The organism is Stenotrophomonas sp. STEN225 (assembly GCF_056756445.1).
On record NZ_JBRRBV010000022.1, the window covers coordinates 45,973 to 60,217 of the forward strand.

Consider the following 14,245-nt stretch of genomic DNA (forward strand, 5'->3'; position numbering starts at 1 on the left):
CGTCAGTCCGCCTGCACACCATCGGCCGATGCGCCGCTGCGTTCGACGCTGAAGGCAGCATCGAGCCAGTTCGATCCGATGAACGTGGTCCTGTCGGCATTCATCACGTCGAACACCAGCAGGTTGTCCACCCACTCGAAGTTGTCGACCATGTGCGTTTCGGTGCTGACCAGCGCCGGCGACACCGAGTAGGAACCCGGGCCCAGCGTACAGGTGAAGTCCAGGTGGTAGACCACCTGTTCTCCGCCCCGTACATCTCGCTGGACCTGACCGGTATGCCAGGTATTGCTGCCCCAGATGATGTGGCCCTGCTTGTCGCGCAGCATGAACCCCAGTACCAGGCTGGGCAGGTCGGCACTGACCTGTGCCTTCAGTTCAAGCCGGAGCTTCTGGCCAACGGTTGCCAGCTTGACCTCCTGGCTGCTTTCGCCATCGAGCAGTCGCAGCGATTCCACGCGGGCCTGGCCGGTCCCGCTACGGGTAGTCACCCAGCCGGATTTGCCACGGCGCTGCTCGACCGCAAGCGTCTCGTTTTCCTTCTTCGCGATCAGCGCGTTGTAGAAATCGATGACCTCGTCCGGCTCGCCATCCTTCAGCACTCGTCCCTTGTCCAGCAGGATCGCGCGGTCGCACAGTGCCTTCACGTCGCTGAGGCTGTGCGAGACCAGCATGATCGACGTGCCCTCCTCGCGGAAGCGACGCATGCGGTCGAAGCTCTTGTGCTGGAAGTAGCTGTCGCCGACCGACAGGGCCTCGTCGACGATCAGCAGGTCCGGGGTGAATGCAGTGGCGACGGCAAACGCCACGCGCACCTGCATGCCGCTGGAATAGGTACGCACGGGCTGGTCGAAATACTCGCCCACTTCGGCGAAGGCCTCGATCTCCGGCATCGCGGCTTCGATCTGCTCCTGCGAGTAGCCCATCAGGCCTGCGGAGTGGAACGCGTTCTGGCGACCGGTGAGGTCGGGGTTGAAGCCCATCCCCAGCTCGAGAATCGCCGCAACGCGGCCGGTCCGCGTCACCTGGCCCTCGGTGGGCTGGGCGGTTCCGGTGATGAGCTTGAGCAGGGTGCTCTTGCCCGCGCCGTTCTGGCCGATCACGCCCACGGCTTCGCCGGGCGCGATGGTGAAAGACACATTGCGCAGCACCCAGTTCTCTTCCTTGGGCCGCGTCGGCACACCGAACCAGCGGGCCGCGCGCAGCCACTCGCTCGTCCAGACGCGATACGCCTTGCCGACGTTGTCGACCTTCAGTTCACCACTCATAGCGCATCCACCATTTCCGGGCTGGCACGACGGAACATCACCAGCGAAGCCAATGCCAGCACCACCGTGGCGATCATCAGCCACAACAGGTCACCCCAGACCGGCGGCTTGTCGAACAGCAGCACGTTCTGGTAGCTGGTAACCAGCGGCAGCAACGGGTTGAGCCGGAAGATCGCCTGCACGCGCTCGGGCAGGATGGTGATGTGGTAGACGATGGGAGTCAGCCAGAACAATGCCTGCAGGACCACCGGAACCACCTGGCCGATATCGCGCATGAACACGTTGAGCACGCCCAGCAGCAGGCCCAGCGCCATCGAGAAACTCAGCGTCAGCAGCATCAGCGCCGGCAGCCACAGGGCCTCGGCCGTGGGCATGTGGCCCATCACCGCGAACACCGCGAAGATCGCCACCAGCAGCAGCACGTTGTTGACCAGCATCGTGCCACCGGCGATGAACGGCAGGCAGATGCGGGGGAACGACATCTTCTTCATCAGGTTGCCGCTGTCGACGAACAGGTTCACCGACTTGCCGATGGTCTCGGAGAACATCGTCCAGCACAGGGTGCCGGACATCAGGTACAGCGCGTAACCGTACTTGTCATCGATGCCCGGCAGCTTGGCGGCCAGCACCTCGGACAGGATCGTGGCGAAGATCAGCACCTGCATCAGCGGGTGGATGATCATCCACAAGGCGCCCAGGCGGCTGCGGATGAAGCGCAGCCGCAGCTCGTTCTTGATCGAGGAAAAAATGAAATAGCGGTAGTTCCACAGGGCCTTCAGCATACCCAGCATCTCGAATCCTCGTGCCCGGTGGTGGTGGTTCTTGGGTTCATCGGTCGTGTCGTTCCAAAGACTGCAATCGAGCGCGCATGGCCGTTGCAGCGGCCTGCAGGCTCATGGTTTCCAGGATGTCGCTGCGTGCCTGCGCGCCGATCTGCTGCGCCAGGCCCGGTTCGCGCGCGAGCCGGCGCATCCACGCTGCCGCGGCCGGCACGTCGGCCTCGGCCCAGGTGCCGCCATCGGCGAAGGGATACTCCCCCGGGCGGATCGGCACCGTGCGGAACGGCACCAGGCAGCTGTTGCCCTCGTTCATGAAATCGAGATTGCCCGACCAGGCGGTGGCGATCACCGGCTTGCCACGGGCCATGCTCTCGGCCAGTCCGAGCCCCAGCCCTTCCGCGCGGTGCAGCGAGACATAGGCATCGGCAGTTTCCTGCAATGCGTGCAGCTGCGCATCGTCGAGCACCTGGTCGCGTACCAGGATGCGCGGATCGCCGGCAGCCTGCTGCATCAGCTCGCGCAGCCGCTGCGGATGGCGGAAGCCGTTGCTGCACTTCATCACCAGCTGCACGTTGTCCGGTGCGCCATCGAAGGCCGCGCGGAACGCCGCCAGCACCGCCCACGGGTTCTTGCGGTGGATCGACGAATTGAAGTCGAAGCTGCACAGGAACACGAACGCGTCGTCGTCCAGGCCGAAGCTGGACCGGGCCAGGTCCGCGCCGGGCTGCGGCACGATCGGATGCGGAATGCGCACCACCGGCTTGCCGGTCGCGCGCCGGAAGGCATCCTCGACGAAGCGGGTGGAGACCCAGACTTCGTCGACCTGCTCCAGCGTTCGCTGCCATGCGGCCGGCACGGTATCCAGTTCCCAGAACCAGAACGCGATGGTGTAGGTATCGCGCGGCAGGCGGGGCGCCAGTTCACCGAACAGGTCCGGATTCACGAATACCAGGTTGAAGGGATACGGCGCGCCCCGTCCAAGCTGACCGGACAGGCTGTGGTCATTGCACGCGTGCGGGATGCGGAGGGCGGCATCGTTCACCGCAACCGGATATCCCTCACCCAGCAGGGCACGGGCATACATCCGTGCCGCCTGCCCCAGGCCGAACTGGCCGTGGATGTAGCCGTACAGATTGACGCCCGGCCCCAGGGTGGGATCGGTCGGCGGGAAGACCAGCGCTTCACCGCGCGCGTCGCCAGCGGCCGGTGCGGGCAGCGCGGGGAAACGCGCCTGCTCCAGTCCGCGGGCAAGCCACCAACGGCGCAGCCCGCCCAGGCGGGCGCGCAGGGCGTGGACGATGCGACGTGGCGCCCGCCTCCCTCCCCTGCTTTCGTCGTTGCTGGCCATGGTGCGGCTCAACCCAGCGCCCGTTCCAGGTCCAGCTGCAGGTCGCCCAGGTCTTCCACCCCCACGCTCAGGCGCACCAGCGCATCGCTGATGCCCAGCTGCTCGCGGCGCGCGACCGGGATCGACGCATGGGTCATCACGGCAGGATGGTTGACCAGGCTCTCCACGCCGCCGAGCGATTCGGCCAGGGTGAACAGCTCGGTCTTCTCGCAGAAGCGCTTGGCCGCCTCGAAACCGCCCTTGAGGACGATCGAGACGATGCCGCCGTAGCCGCCCATCTGGCGGGTCGCCAGGTCGTGCTGCGGGTGCGAGGCCAGGCCGGGGTAGATCACCTTGTCCACCGCCGGGTGCTTTTCCAGCCATTGGGCCAGGGCCAGCGCATTGGCGCAGTGCGCCTTCATGCGCAGCGGCAGGGTCTTCAGGCCGCGCAGAGCCAGGAAGCTGTCGAACGGCCCCTGCACGCCCCCCACCGAGTTCTGCAGGAACGCCATCTGCTCGGCCAGTTCGGTGTTGTCGCCGACCACGACCATGCCGCCGACCATGTCCGAATGCCCGTTGAGGTACTTCGTGGCCGAGTGCAGGACCAGATCCGCACCCAGTTCCAGCGGACGCTGCAGCATCGGTGAGGCGAATGTGTTGTCCACCACCACGATCAGGCCATGGCGCTTGGCGATGGCGGCGACCGCAGCGATGTCCACGATCTTCAGCATCGGGTTGGTCGGGGTTTCGATCCATACCATGCGCGTGGCCGGCGTGATCGCAGCCTCGAACGCGGCCAGGTCGGTCAGATCGACGAAGCTGAAGTCCAGCCCGGCGGTACGACGGCGCACGCGCTCGAACAGGCGGAAGCTGCCGCCGTAGATGTCATCCATCGCCACCACGTGGCTGCCGGCGTCCAGCAGTTCGATCACGGTCGAGCTGGCGGCCATGCCGGAAGCAAAGGCGAAACCGCGGGTTCCCCCCTCCAGCGAGGCGACGCAGCGCTCATAGGCAAAGCGGGTCGGATTGTGCGTACGCGAGTATTCGAAGCCCTGGTGCTCGCCCGGGCTGGACTGCGCATAGGTCGAGGTGGCGTAGATCGGCGGCATCACCGCACCGGTGCTCGGATCGGGCGACTGGCCGCCGTGGATGGCCAGGGTGGCCAGGGCGAGCGCGCGATCCTGGGAAGAAGCGTTGGACATGTTGATTCCTGATGGGCACCGGTGGACGGTGCCGTCGAAGGAGCGGAAGTCTATCAGCGCGGCCTTAACAACCTTTGACGCGAATAAACGTGAATTCAGCTGCGATCGTCTGCGATCTTCGCGTTACTGAACGCGACGCCGCAGGTAGTTGAGCAGATCGATCCGGGTGATCAGGCCGAGGAAGGCATTGCCGTCCATGACGATCGCCACCTGGCCACGATCGAAGACGGGCAGCAGGGCTTCGATCGGCGACTTCACGTCCAGCCGGTCCAGCTTGCTGACCATGGCCGTGGCCACCGGATCCCGGAAGCGCGCCTCGTCGCCGTAGACATGCAGCAGTACGTCGCTTTCATCGACGATGCCGACCAGCTGGTCGCCCTCCATCACCGGCAGCTGCGAGACGTCGTACAGCTTCATCCGCTGGTAGGCGGTGGTCAACAGATCATTCGGGCCGATCACGACGGTGTCGCGCTGGCCGTACGGGCGCAGGATCAGGTCGCGCAGGTCGCCGTGCTGCGGGCGCTCGAGGAAGCCGTTGTCCAGCATCCAGTAGTCGTTGTACATCTTCGACAGGTACTTGTTGCCGGTGTCGCACACCAGCACCAGCACCTTCTTCGGCGTGGTCTGCTCGCGGCAGTACTTCAGTGCGGCGGCGAGCAGGGTACCCGTGGAGGAGCCACCGAGGATGCCTTCCTTGCCCAGCAGTTCGCGTGCGGTGTGGAAGCTCTCGGCGTCGCTGATGGCATAGGCCTTGGTGACACGGCTGAAATCGGAGATCGAGGGCAGGAAATCCTCGCCGATGCCTTCCACCAGCCAGCTGCCCGACTTGTCATTGAGCACGCCATCATTGATGTACTCGGCCAGGATCGACCCGACCGGGTCGGCCAGCACCAGCTCGGTCTTCGGCGACAGCGTGGCGAAGGCGCGCGACAGGCCGGTCATGGTGCCCGAGCTGCCGCAGCCGAACACGATGGCGTCCAGATCGCCGCCCATCTGCTCCAGGATCTCCGGGCCGGTGCCGAATTCGTGGGCGGCCGGATTGTCGGGGTTGCCGAACTGGTTGATGAAGTAGGCGCCCGGCGTCTGCTCGGCGATGGTCTTTGCCAGGTCCTGGTAGTACTCCGGGTGGCCCTTGGCCACGTCCGAGCGGGTCAGACGCACTTCAGCGCCCATCGCCTTCAGATTGAAGATCTTTTCCCGGCTCATCTTGTCGGGAACAACCAGGATCAACTTGTAGCCCTTCTGCTGGGCGACCAGGGCCAGGCCCAGTCCGGTGTTGCCCGCGGTGCCCTCGACCAGCGTCGCGCCCGGCTTCAGGTCCCCGCGCTTCTCCGCTGCCTCGATCATCGACAGGCCGATGCGATCCTTGATCGATCCACCCGGGTTGGCGTTCTCGAGCTTCAGATAGAGCTCGCAGACACCGGTGTCCAGGCGCTGGGCCTTGACGATCGGGGTCTGGCCAATGAGTTCGAGGACGGAAGAATGGATGGGCATTCGCAGGACTTTCGGTTCGCGCCACACAGGGCCGGACAGATGATTATCCGACGGATGGCGCTGAAAGTCAGGTCAGTCCGGGTATGGGCGCGACGCTGCCGGAAAAGGGATGCGGACGGCCCCGGATCGACGAGGAGACCGGTACCGTCCGCATCGATGAGACAGGGACGTGCGGGCCAAGGCACCACCGCCTGTGGTGCCTTGGCGCGGCCGCCGTCATCGGCGGTACCGCGACGCCAGGGCGCGAGCGCCTGGCCGGGCCTTCTGTGGCCGGATCACGCCGTTCCGGGCGTGACGAGGTGCGTCACAGCGTGGCGGACGTCGTTGGGAGCGGTGTTTCGTACATTCGCAGAAGTCGTTGCTTGGCCAGCAGCTTCTCACGCTTCATGCGACCCAGGGTGACATCATCGATCGGGAGTACACCCAACTCCGCGTCCATGCACTTCTTGTTCAACTTGCGGTGCTGGTCATGGAGTGCCCTGAACTCCGGATCACGCGCGCGACGTGCGTCGATCTCGCTCTGGGGCTGATCTTCAAACATGATGGACCTCCTTCGACAGATACGCGAACGCCCCGGCCGCAAGGCACGGGGCGTTGTTCATGGAGGAGCGCCGTTCGATGGCTGCATGGGTGCGCACAACGACCTGCGGCACTGGCCTGCGCACGTCGGTCTGCTGCGGTTCGCGCCCTGCTTGCATCGGCCTGGCCCTCCCATCGTCCGGTCCGCGGCATTGCGTCCCGGACGATTGACCCTACGCCTGCTCCGGGCGGGGTACAAGACCCCTGCGACAAAAAGACCGAACCCCGCCGGGGCGGGGTTCAGGCTGAATGCTCAACGCAACGAAAAACAAACAATATCAATCAATTACGGGGCGATGATGACCTCGGCCGAGCGCGCCCGGGTCGACGCCGCCTTCTTGCCGCTGATCTGGATGCGGTTGCTGGCGACACCGCCCGCCACCAGTGCATCACGCAGGGCCTCGGCGCGCTTCTGCCCGACGCCGTTGGCGCTGTCGTAGGCCTCGATGCGCAGCCGGCCCTTCTTGCCGATGTTCAGGTACTCGGCCAACGCCTTGGCCTGGTTGCGCGCCCCGGCGGACAGACTGGAGCCGCCAGCTCCGAAAGCATCACCGGCGAAGGTGAAGACCTCGCCGCGTCCGTCGAACTTCGAGCCCGGCAGCTTCTGCCCGGACACCAGCTCGGCCTCCTCGCGGGCCAGTTTCGCCGCATTCTGCTGGGCCGCGCTCAATCGCTGCTGCTGCTTGCCGGCCACGCTGGTCAGGGCGTTCTCGGCGTCCTGCCGCGCCAGCGTCTCGGCCTCGGCAGCCTGACGCAGGCGTTCAGCTTCCTCGGCCTGCATCTGCGCCTGCATGCGCAGCTGTTCGGCCTCCTGGCGGGCGCGGGCGGCATCGCGGCGGCTCGCCTCGATCAGCAGGTCACTGCGGGTCCGCTCGAGCCGATCGACCTCACGGGCGGCCAGGGCCGCGCGTACGGCGGTCTCGGCGATCTCGACCCGGCGCTGGGCCAGGTAGGTCGCCAACTCCTGGTCGCGGCGCTTGGCCTTGTCCAGGGTGGCAATGGCCTGCTGGGCCTGCATGCGCTCGAAGGCGCCCAGTTCGGCGGTGTCCGGATTGGCCTGGATGGCCATCAGGCGCTGGCTCAGCTGGGCCACCACGGGGTTGTCGGCCGCCAGGGCAAGGGTCGGCAGAGCCAGCAGTACGGCCAGGGTTGCGGCGTTCACGGGTTTCACCGGCGGTCCTCCCCGGTCGAGAGCTGGCGCTGCAGCTGGTTGACCTCGTTGCGGCGCAGCTGCAGCTGCGCGGTGGCAGTGGCCTCCTCGCTGCGGGCGCGGGCCAGGTCGGCATCGGCCGCAGCGCGCAGGGCCATGGCCGGGGCGTTCTTGCGTTCGCGGCGATCGCCAGCGGCGCGCTGCGCCTGCTCCAGGCCCTGCCGGGCCAGATCGATCAGGTCCGGCGCGTACTGGTCGGCATCGGCCTGGGTGGCCTTGTCCACCGCCTGCCGGGCCTGGGCCAGTTCCAGCGCACCGTCCTGCGCCCAGGCGGGGGCAGACAGTGCGAATGCAAACGCCATCACATACAGGCCGTGGCGCATTCGTGCGAAGCTAGGTCGTTTCATTGGGGAGGCCGTACCGGTTGTCGGTTCACGGCCATTGTCGTCAAGCCAGCGCCGTGCTTGCAACGGGCGCCGGCAGTTTCGTTGGGGAAAATTCGCGATGGATATCGGCTACTTCCTGAAGCTGATGACCGAAAAGAACGCCTCGGACATGTTCCTGACCACCGGAGCACCGGTCTACATCAAGATCGAGGGGAAGCTTTACCCGCTGGGCAACACCGGCCTGCCGCCCGGCATGGTCAAGAAGATCGCCTATTCGCTGATGGACGAGGGCCAGGTGCCGCAGTTCGAGCGCGAGCTGGAGCTCAACATGGCCATCGCCCTGGCCGATGCCGGCCGTTTCCGGGTGAACGTGTTCAAGCAGCGGGGCGAGGTCGGCATGGTCATCCGCGCCATCCGCAGCCGGATCCCGAGCATCGAGGAGCTGAACCTGCCGCAGGTGCTGAAGGACGTCATCATGACCCCGCGCGGGCTGGTGCTGGTGGTGGGGTCCACCGGTTCCGGCAAATCGACCTCGCTGGCGTCGATGATCGACCATCGCAACAGCACCACGACCGGACACATCCTCACCATCGAGGATCCGATCGAGTACCTGCACAAGCACAAGATGTCCATCGTCAACCAGCGTGAAGTGGGGCTGGACACCCATGCCTTCCACAATGCGCTGAAGAACGCGATGCGCGAGGCACCGGACGTCATCCTGATCGGCGAGATCCTGGATGCCGAGACGATGGAAGCGGCCATCGCCTTCGCCGAGACCGGCCATCTGTGCCTGGCCACGCTGCATTCCAACAATGCCGACCAGACCATCGAGCGGATCCTCAACTTCTTCCCGGAAAGCGCGCACAAGAACGTGCTGATGAACCTGGCGCTGAACCTGCGTGCGGTGATCAGCCAGCGCCTGGTGAAGAACAAGGACGGCCGCCGTCTTCCAGCCACCGAGGTGCTGATCAACACCCCGATGATCCGCGACCTGCTGCGACGCGGCCAGGTGCACGAGATCAAGGCCGCGATGGAAGCCTCGCTGGAAGAAGGCATGGAGAGCTTCGACCAATGCCTGTTCCGGCTCGCCAAGTCTGGCGTGATCGAGCAGGAGGAAGCCTTGCGCGCTGCCGATTCGCGCGACGGCCTGGCGCTGAAGTTCCGCCTCTCCGAAGGCAGCAGCGGCGAGCACGACCCGTACGCCGACTATTCAGCAGGCCAGCCGAGCATCACCCACGGCTTCTGATCCACCCCCGCCGGGCCATGCCCGGCGGCAGATCCTGAAGAGTTCAGGGGCTGTCTCACCCAATGAGACAGCCCCTGCGTAGCGTGCCGCCATGGACACCCTCCGCAAGCTGGCCATTCTTGCCGACGCCGCCAAATACGACGCCTCCTGTGCTTCCAGCGGGTCCGGCAAGCGCGACTCCCGGACCAGCGGTGGCATCGGCAGCACCGAGGGCATGGGCATCTGCCACAGCTACACGCCGGACGGCCGCTGCGTGTCCCTGTTGAAGATCCTGCTCACCAACTTCTGCGTCTACGACTGTGCGTACTGCATCAACCGCGTCTCCAGCAACGTGCCACGCGCGCGTTTCAGTGTGGATGAGGTGGTCGCGCTGACCCTGGATTTCTACAAGCGCAACTACATCGAGGGCCTGTTCCTTTCCAGCGGAATCATCCGCAATGCGGATTACACGATGGAGCGCCTGGTGGAAGTCGCCCGCCGGCTGCGCGAGGAACATCGCTTCGCCGGCTACATCCACCTCAAGACCATTCCCGAAGCATCGCCGGAACTGCTGGCAGCGGCCGGCCGGCACGCCGACCGTCTCTCGATCAATGTCGAACTGCCCACCGAGGCCGGATTGACGAAACTGGCTCCGGAGAAGACCGTCGGCTCGATCCGCGGCGCCATGGGCGAGCTGCGCTGGCGCATCGAGGAGGCCAAGGAGGCCGGCAAGGCATCGCGCGCGATCACCGCGGGCGCGCCGCGCCGGACGCGAGCGAAAGCCCCGCGCTTCGCACCGGCGGGGCAGAGCACGCAGATGATCGTCGGTGCCGATGGCGCCAGCGACAGGCAGATCCTCTGCAGTGCCGACAATCTGTACGGAAGTTACCGGATGCGCCGCGTCTACTACTCGGCCTTCAGCCCCATTCCCGACGCCAGTCTGCAGTTGCCGGTACAGCCGCCGCCTCTGCAGCGCGAGCATCGGCTGTACCAGGCGGACTGGCTGCTGCGCTTCTATGGCTACGGCGTGGAAGAGATCACCGACACCGCGCAGGGGGGCATGCTGGATCTGGACATCGATCCGAAGATGGCCTGGGCGATCCGCCATCCCGAGCGCTTCCCGGTCGACCTCAATCGTGCGCCGAAGGAACTGCTGCTGCGGGTTCCCGGGCTCGGCGTACGCAATGTGAAACGCGTGTTGATGGCGCGCCGCCATGGCCGGCTGCGGGTGGCGGACATTGCGAGGCTGAAGGCACCGATGGGCAAGCTGCTGCCGTTCGTGCTGCTGGCTGACCACCAGCCACGCAAGGCGCTGGAGGATCCTGTGGCATTGCGTGCGCGTTTGGCGCCGCCGCCCCGCCAGGGATCGCTGTTCGATGCACCGCCGGCGGCCTGACGCCCAGCGCTGGTCGCTGCGGGTCGATCCCCCGTGGTCGCTCGATGCCTGGCGGGGTGCAGCGCGCGAAGCGCTGCTGCGCGGACTGTCGCCCGAGCAGCTGGACTGGTTGGAAAGCAGCGCCGGGTCGTTGCTGGATGCTCCTGCAGCGACCCAGGCCCCGCTTCTGGAAACGCCCTCCGTGCCACATGTGCCGAGTGCGTTCCTTGAGCTGGCCTCCACCTGCCTGTGCCATGCCGATGCGCAGCCGATGCCACTGCTGTACCGGCTGCTGTGGCGGATCGTGCACGGCGAGCGCGCGCTGCTCTCCAATCCAACCGACGCCGATGTGCTGCGCGCGATGACGATGGCGCAGGCGGTCCGCCGCGACACGCACAAGATGAAGGCGTTCGTGCGCTTCCGCGAGATCCCCGGCGAGCAGGATGCCTTCATCGCATGGTTCGAGCCGCAGCATCGGATCGTCGACCGGGTCGCGGCGTTCTTCGCACGCCGCTTCGCTGGCATGCGCTGGGCCATCCTCACCCCCTACCGGAGCGTGCACTGGGATGGCCAGGCGCTGTCCTTCGGCGCTGGCGGGCACCGCGAGCAGGCGCCGGCGGAGGACGCACGCGAGACGCTCTGGCAGACCTACTACGCAAGCATCTTCAATCCCGCACGCCTCAACACGCGGATGATGCAGCAGGAGATGCCTGCCCGGTACTGGCGGCACCTGCCCGAGGCGCAGCTGCTGCCCGGGCTGATCCGCGATGCTGGCGACCGCGTGCAGGCCATGCACGATCGCCCGGCGCAGCCACCCCAGCGGCGGATTCCATCGCGGCGGGCGACATCCCCGGTCCCCTCACCCTCCAGTGATCTGGCTACCCTGCAGCGCCAGGCAGCGGGCTGCCGGCAGTGCCCCCTGTGGGAGTCCACCACGCAGGTGGTGTTCGGTGAAGGGCCTGGCGATGCACGGGTGATGCTGGTCGGCGAACAGCCGGGCGACACCGAGGACCTGTGCGGACGCCCCTTCGCGGGACCTGCCGGCGCGCTGCTGGACCGTGCCCTCTCCGAGCTGGGTATCGCCCGCTCCGCGCTGTACCTGACCAACGCAGTGAAGCATTTCCACCACGAGAGGCGCGGCAAGGTTCGCCTGCACAAACGTCCGCAGGGCCGCCATGTGCAGGCCTGCCGTCCGTGGCTGCTGGGCGAGATCGAGCGGGTGCGGCCGGAGATCATCGTGTGCCTGGGCGCAACGGCGGCGTCGGCGGTGTTCGGCAGCCATTTCAGCCTGACGCGTGATCGCGCCCGTTGGCACACCCTGCCGGATGGCACCCGTGGCTCTGCCACGGTGCATCCCGCATGGGTGTTGCGGCAGGCCGACGAGGTCCGTCGAGAAGACGCCTACCGGCTGTTCCGCGATGACCTGCGGCAGTTGCTCATCGGGGATGCGGAATCCACCGGGCGTCGCCCCGCGCTGCCACCGACCAGCGAGGGGTAGCGCCGGACCATGCCCGGCGATCGCAGCGGCAATCAGGCCGCGTCGACCTGGTTTTCGGGGCGCGCACGCTCGAATGCGTCCAGCGCCTGGCAGGCGGCTTCGATGCGGCGCAGGGTCGGATACGGCGACAGATCCAGACCAAAGCGATGTGCGTTGTACACCTGCGGCAGCAGGCAGATGTCGGCCAGGCCGGGCCGGTCGCCATGGCAGAAGGTGCCGGTGTCGCTGCTGCCGGCCAGCAGGGTTTCCAGGGCCGCAAAGCCTTCGGCGATCCACTGCAGCGTCCACTGGGTGCGGACCTCGGCGGACAGGTGCAGGCCGCGTTCCAGATGCTGCATCACCCGAAGGTTGTTCAGCGGATGGATGTCGCAGGCGACCAGCTGCGCCAGCGCACGGACGCGGGCGCGGCCGGCCGCATCGGCCGGCAGCAGCGGCATCTGCGGAAAACGTTCGTCCAGATACTCCAGGATCGCCAGCGACTGGGTCAGCACCTGCCCGTCGTGCAGCAGGGTCGGCACCCGCTCCTGCGGATTGAGTACGCGATAGGCTTCGCCGTGCTGTTCACCACCGTCGCGCAGCAGATGAACCGGGCGCGCCTCCCAGCGCAGGCCCTTCAGCTCCAGGCCGATGCGCACGCGGTAGGCGGCGCTGGATCGCCAGTAGGTGTACAGCACGATGCCGTCGTCGACCGGGATCTCCATCGCCGCGTCCCTCCTCAGGGCCTGGCCGCCTGCTCGATGCGCTGCTCGATCGCACCGAAGATGCTGTTGCCGGCGGCGTCGAACATTTCAATCCGCACCACGTCGCCGAACGACATGAACGGTGTGCTGGGCTTGCCGTCGCGCAGGGTTTCCACGGTGCGCTGCTCGGCAAAGCACGAAGCGCCCTTGCTGGTGTCCTCGTTGGCGATGGTGCCCGATCCCACGATGGTGCCGGCGCCCAGCGGACGGGTCCTGGCCGCATGCGCCACCAGCTGGGCGAAGTTGAACTGCATGTCCACGCCTGCCTCTGGCGCACCGAACCACGCACCATTGATGTGGGTGACCAGCGGCAGGTGCACCTTGTTGTCCTGCCAGGCGTCACCCAGTTCGTCAGGGGTGACGAACACCGGCGACAGTGCCGAGCGCGGCTTGGACTGCAGGAAGCCGAAGCCCTTGGCCAGCTCACCCGGAATCAGGTTGCGCAGCGAAACGTCGTTGACCAGACCCACCAGCTGGATGTGGCCGGAGGCCTGCTCCGGGGTGACCGCCATCGGCACGTCGTCGGTGATGACCACCAGTTCGGCCTCCAGATCGATGCCGTACTCCTCGCTGACCACCTTCACCGCGTCGCGCGGGCCGTAGAAACCGGCACTGGTGGCCTGGTACATCAGCGGGTCGGTGTAGAAGCTTTCCGGAACCTCGGCCCCGCGGGCGCGGCGGACGCGCTCGACGTGCGGCAGGTAGGCGCTGCCATCGACGAATTCATAGGCGCGCGGCAGGGGCGCCGCCAGCGTCTTTGGGTCCAGGTCGAACACGCCATCGGCGTCACCGGCGTTCAGTGATTCGTAGAGCGCGTTCAGGCGCGGTGCGACACGGCTCCAGTCCTCCAGGGCCTGCTGCAGGGTGGCCGCGATGCCGGTGGCGCGGACGCCGTGGCGCAGATCACGCGAGACGACGATCAGGGTGCCGTCGCGGCCGCCTTCCTTCAAAGAACCAAGCTTCATGGGTGGGTGTCCGGAGTCATGGGCAAACAAGTTTCAAGTGTAATCAAATATGGGGCGGCGCCAAGCTGCAGCGCCGCATCGCTCCACCCTACCGTAGCGGGGGTCAGGCAGGGCTGCGCCCTGCACCTGCTTCAAGCCAGGGCAACGTCAATGGCAACAGCCGGCTCTGGGTTGTCTGCGGATTTGGCGGGGCGGTGTGGGCGGGCAGGACACGCCGTAAACCCATCCCTGGGGGCTCGATGGCGCCATCCATGGCGCCA

At 66.5% G+C, this 14,245-nt stretch carries 13 protein-coding genes; 3 read left to right on the top strand and 10 right to left on the bottom strand.

Annotated features, from left to right (window positions below; translation table 11 throughout):
* Nucleotides 1-2 precede the first annotated feature (2 nt).
* The 8 genes from ACVOJ1_RS17410 to ACVOJ1_RS17445 all read right to left on the bottom strand — a co-directional run bounded on the left by ACVOJ1_RS17410 (nucleotide 3) and on the right by ACVOJ1_RS17445 (nucleotide 8,179).
* The gene (locus ACVOJ1_RS17410) at nucleotides 3-1,265 is read right to left on the bottom strand and encodes an ABC transporter ATP-binding protein (protein WP_346480709.1); all 1,263 of its coding nucleotides are present in this window, start codon (nucleotides 1,263-1,265) and stop codon (nucleotides 3-5) included.
* The gene (locus ACVOJ1_RS17415) at nucleotides 1,262-2,056 is read right to left on the bottom strand and encodes an ABC transporter permease (protein WP_111186692.1); all 795 of its coding nucleotides are present in this window, start codon (nucleotides 2,054-2,056) and stop codon (nucleotides 1,262-1,264) included. Before ACVOJ1_RS17415 ends, ACVOJ1_RS17410 begins: the two co-directional genes overlap by 4 nt.
* 37 nt (nucleotides 2,057-2,093) lie before the next feature.
* The gene (locus ACVOJ1_RS17420) at nucleotides 2,094-3,392 is read right to left on the bottom strand and encodes a glycosyltransferase family 4 protein (protein WP_346480710.1); all 1,299 of its coding nucleotides are present in this window, start codon (nucleotides 3,390-3,392) and stop codon (nucleotides 2,094-2,096) included.
* An 8-nt stretch (nucleotides 3,393-3,400) separates the two neighbouring features.
* Nucleotides 3,401-4,573: a cystathionine gamma-synthase gene (locus tag ACVOJ1_RS17425; protein WP_253120224.1), complete on the bottom strand. Its 1,173-nt coding sequence runs from the start codon at nucleotides 4,571-4,573 to the stop codon at nucleotides 3,401-3,403.
* Between the two features lie 123 nt (nucleotides 4,574-4,696).
* Nucleotides 4,697-6,067 (bottom strand): pyridoxal-phosphate dependent enzyme, encoded by a 1,371-nt coding sequence (locus ACVOJ1_RS17430; protein WP_053516986.1) that lies wholly within the window; start codon nucleotides 6,065-6,067, stop codon nucleotides 4,697-4,699.
* 304 nt (nucleotides 6,068-6,371) lie between these two features.
* Nucleotides 6,372-6,608: an HP1242/YdcH family protein gene (locus ACVOJ1_RS17435; protein WP_053516987.1), complete on the bottom strand. Its 237-nt coding sequence runs from the start codon at nucleotides 6,606-6,608 to the stop codon at nucleotides 6,372-6,374.
* Nucleotides 6,609-6,932: 324 nt separating this feature from the next.
* On the bottom strand, nucleotides 6,933-7,817 hold the full coding sequence (locus ACVOJ1_RS17440; RefSeq protein WP_053516988.1) for an OmpA family protein: 885 nt from the start codon (nucleotides 7,815-7,817) through the stop codon (nucleotides 6,933-6,935).
* The gene (locus ACVOJ1_RS17445; RefSeq protein WP_053516990.1) at nucleotides 7,814-8,179 is read right to left on the bottom strand and encodes a DUF4398 domain-containing protein; all 366 of its coding nucleotides are present in this window, start codon (nucleotides 8,177-8,179) and stop codon (nucleotides 7,814-7,816) included. Before ACVOJ1_RS17445 ends, ACVOJ1_RS17440 begins: the two co-directional genes overlap by 4 nt.
* A 121-nt stretch (nucleotides 8,180-8,300) precedes the next feature.
* On the opposite strand from ACVOJ1_RS17445, the gene ACVOJ1_RS17450 reads away from it, so the two are divergent.
* The 3 genes from ACVOJ1_RS17450 (at nucleotide 8,301) to ACVOJ1_RS17460 (ending at nucleotide 12,280) form a co-directional block, all read left to right on the top strand.
* Nucleotides 8,301-9,428 carry a PilT/PilU family type 4a pilus ATPase gene (locus ACVOJ1_RS17450; protein WP_053516991.1) on the top strand — a complete coding sequence of 376 codons (1,128 nt, stop codon included), beginning with the start codon at nucleotides 8,301-8,303 and terminating at the stop codon, nucleotides 9,426-9,428.
* 91 nt (nucleotides 9,429-9,519) lie between these two features.
* Nucleotides 9,520-10,803, top strand: a complete 1,284-nt coding sequence (locus tag ACVOJ1_RS17455; RefSeq protein ID WP_065182510.1) for a putative DNA modification/repair radical SAM protein — start codon at nucleotides 9,520-9,522, stop codon at nucleotides 10,801-10,803.
* Nucleotides 10,784-12,280, top strand: coding sequence for a UdgX family uracil-DNA binding protein (locus tag ACVOJ1_RS17460; RefSeq protein WP_346480711.1), 1,497 nt, complete (start codon nucleotides 10,784-10,786; stop codon nucleotides 12,278-12,280). Before ACVOJ1_RS17455 ends, ACVOJ1_RS17460 begins: the two co-directional genes overlap by 20 nt.
* Before the next feature lie 32 nt (nucleotides 12,281-12,312).
* On the opposite strand, the gene maiA is transcribed toward ACVOJ1_RS17460, so the two are convergent.
* Both maiA and ACVOJ1_RS17470 read right to left on the bottom strand, forming a co-directional pair.
* Complete coding sequence (gene maiA, locus ACVOJ1_RS17465) at nucleotides 12,313-12,981, bottom strand: maleylacetoacetate isomerase (RefSeq protein ID WP_193396172.1); 669 nt, start codon at nucleotides 12,979-12,981, stop codon at nucleotides 12,313-12,315.
* Nucleotides 12,982-12,995: 14 nt separating this feature from the next.
* Nucleotides 12,996-13,985: a fumarylacetoacetate hydrolase family protein gene (locus ACVOJ1_RS17470; protein ID WP_346480712.1), complete on the bottom strand. Its 990-nt coding sequence runs from the start codon at nucleotides 13,983-13,985 to the stop codon at nucleotides 12,996-12,998.
* Nucleotides 13,986-14,245: the final 260 nt, after the last annotated feature.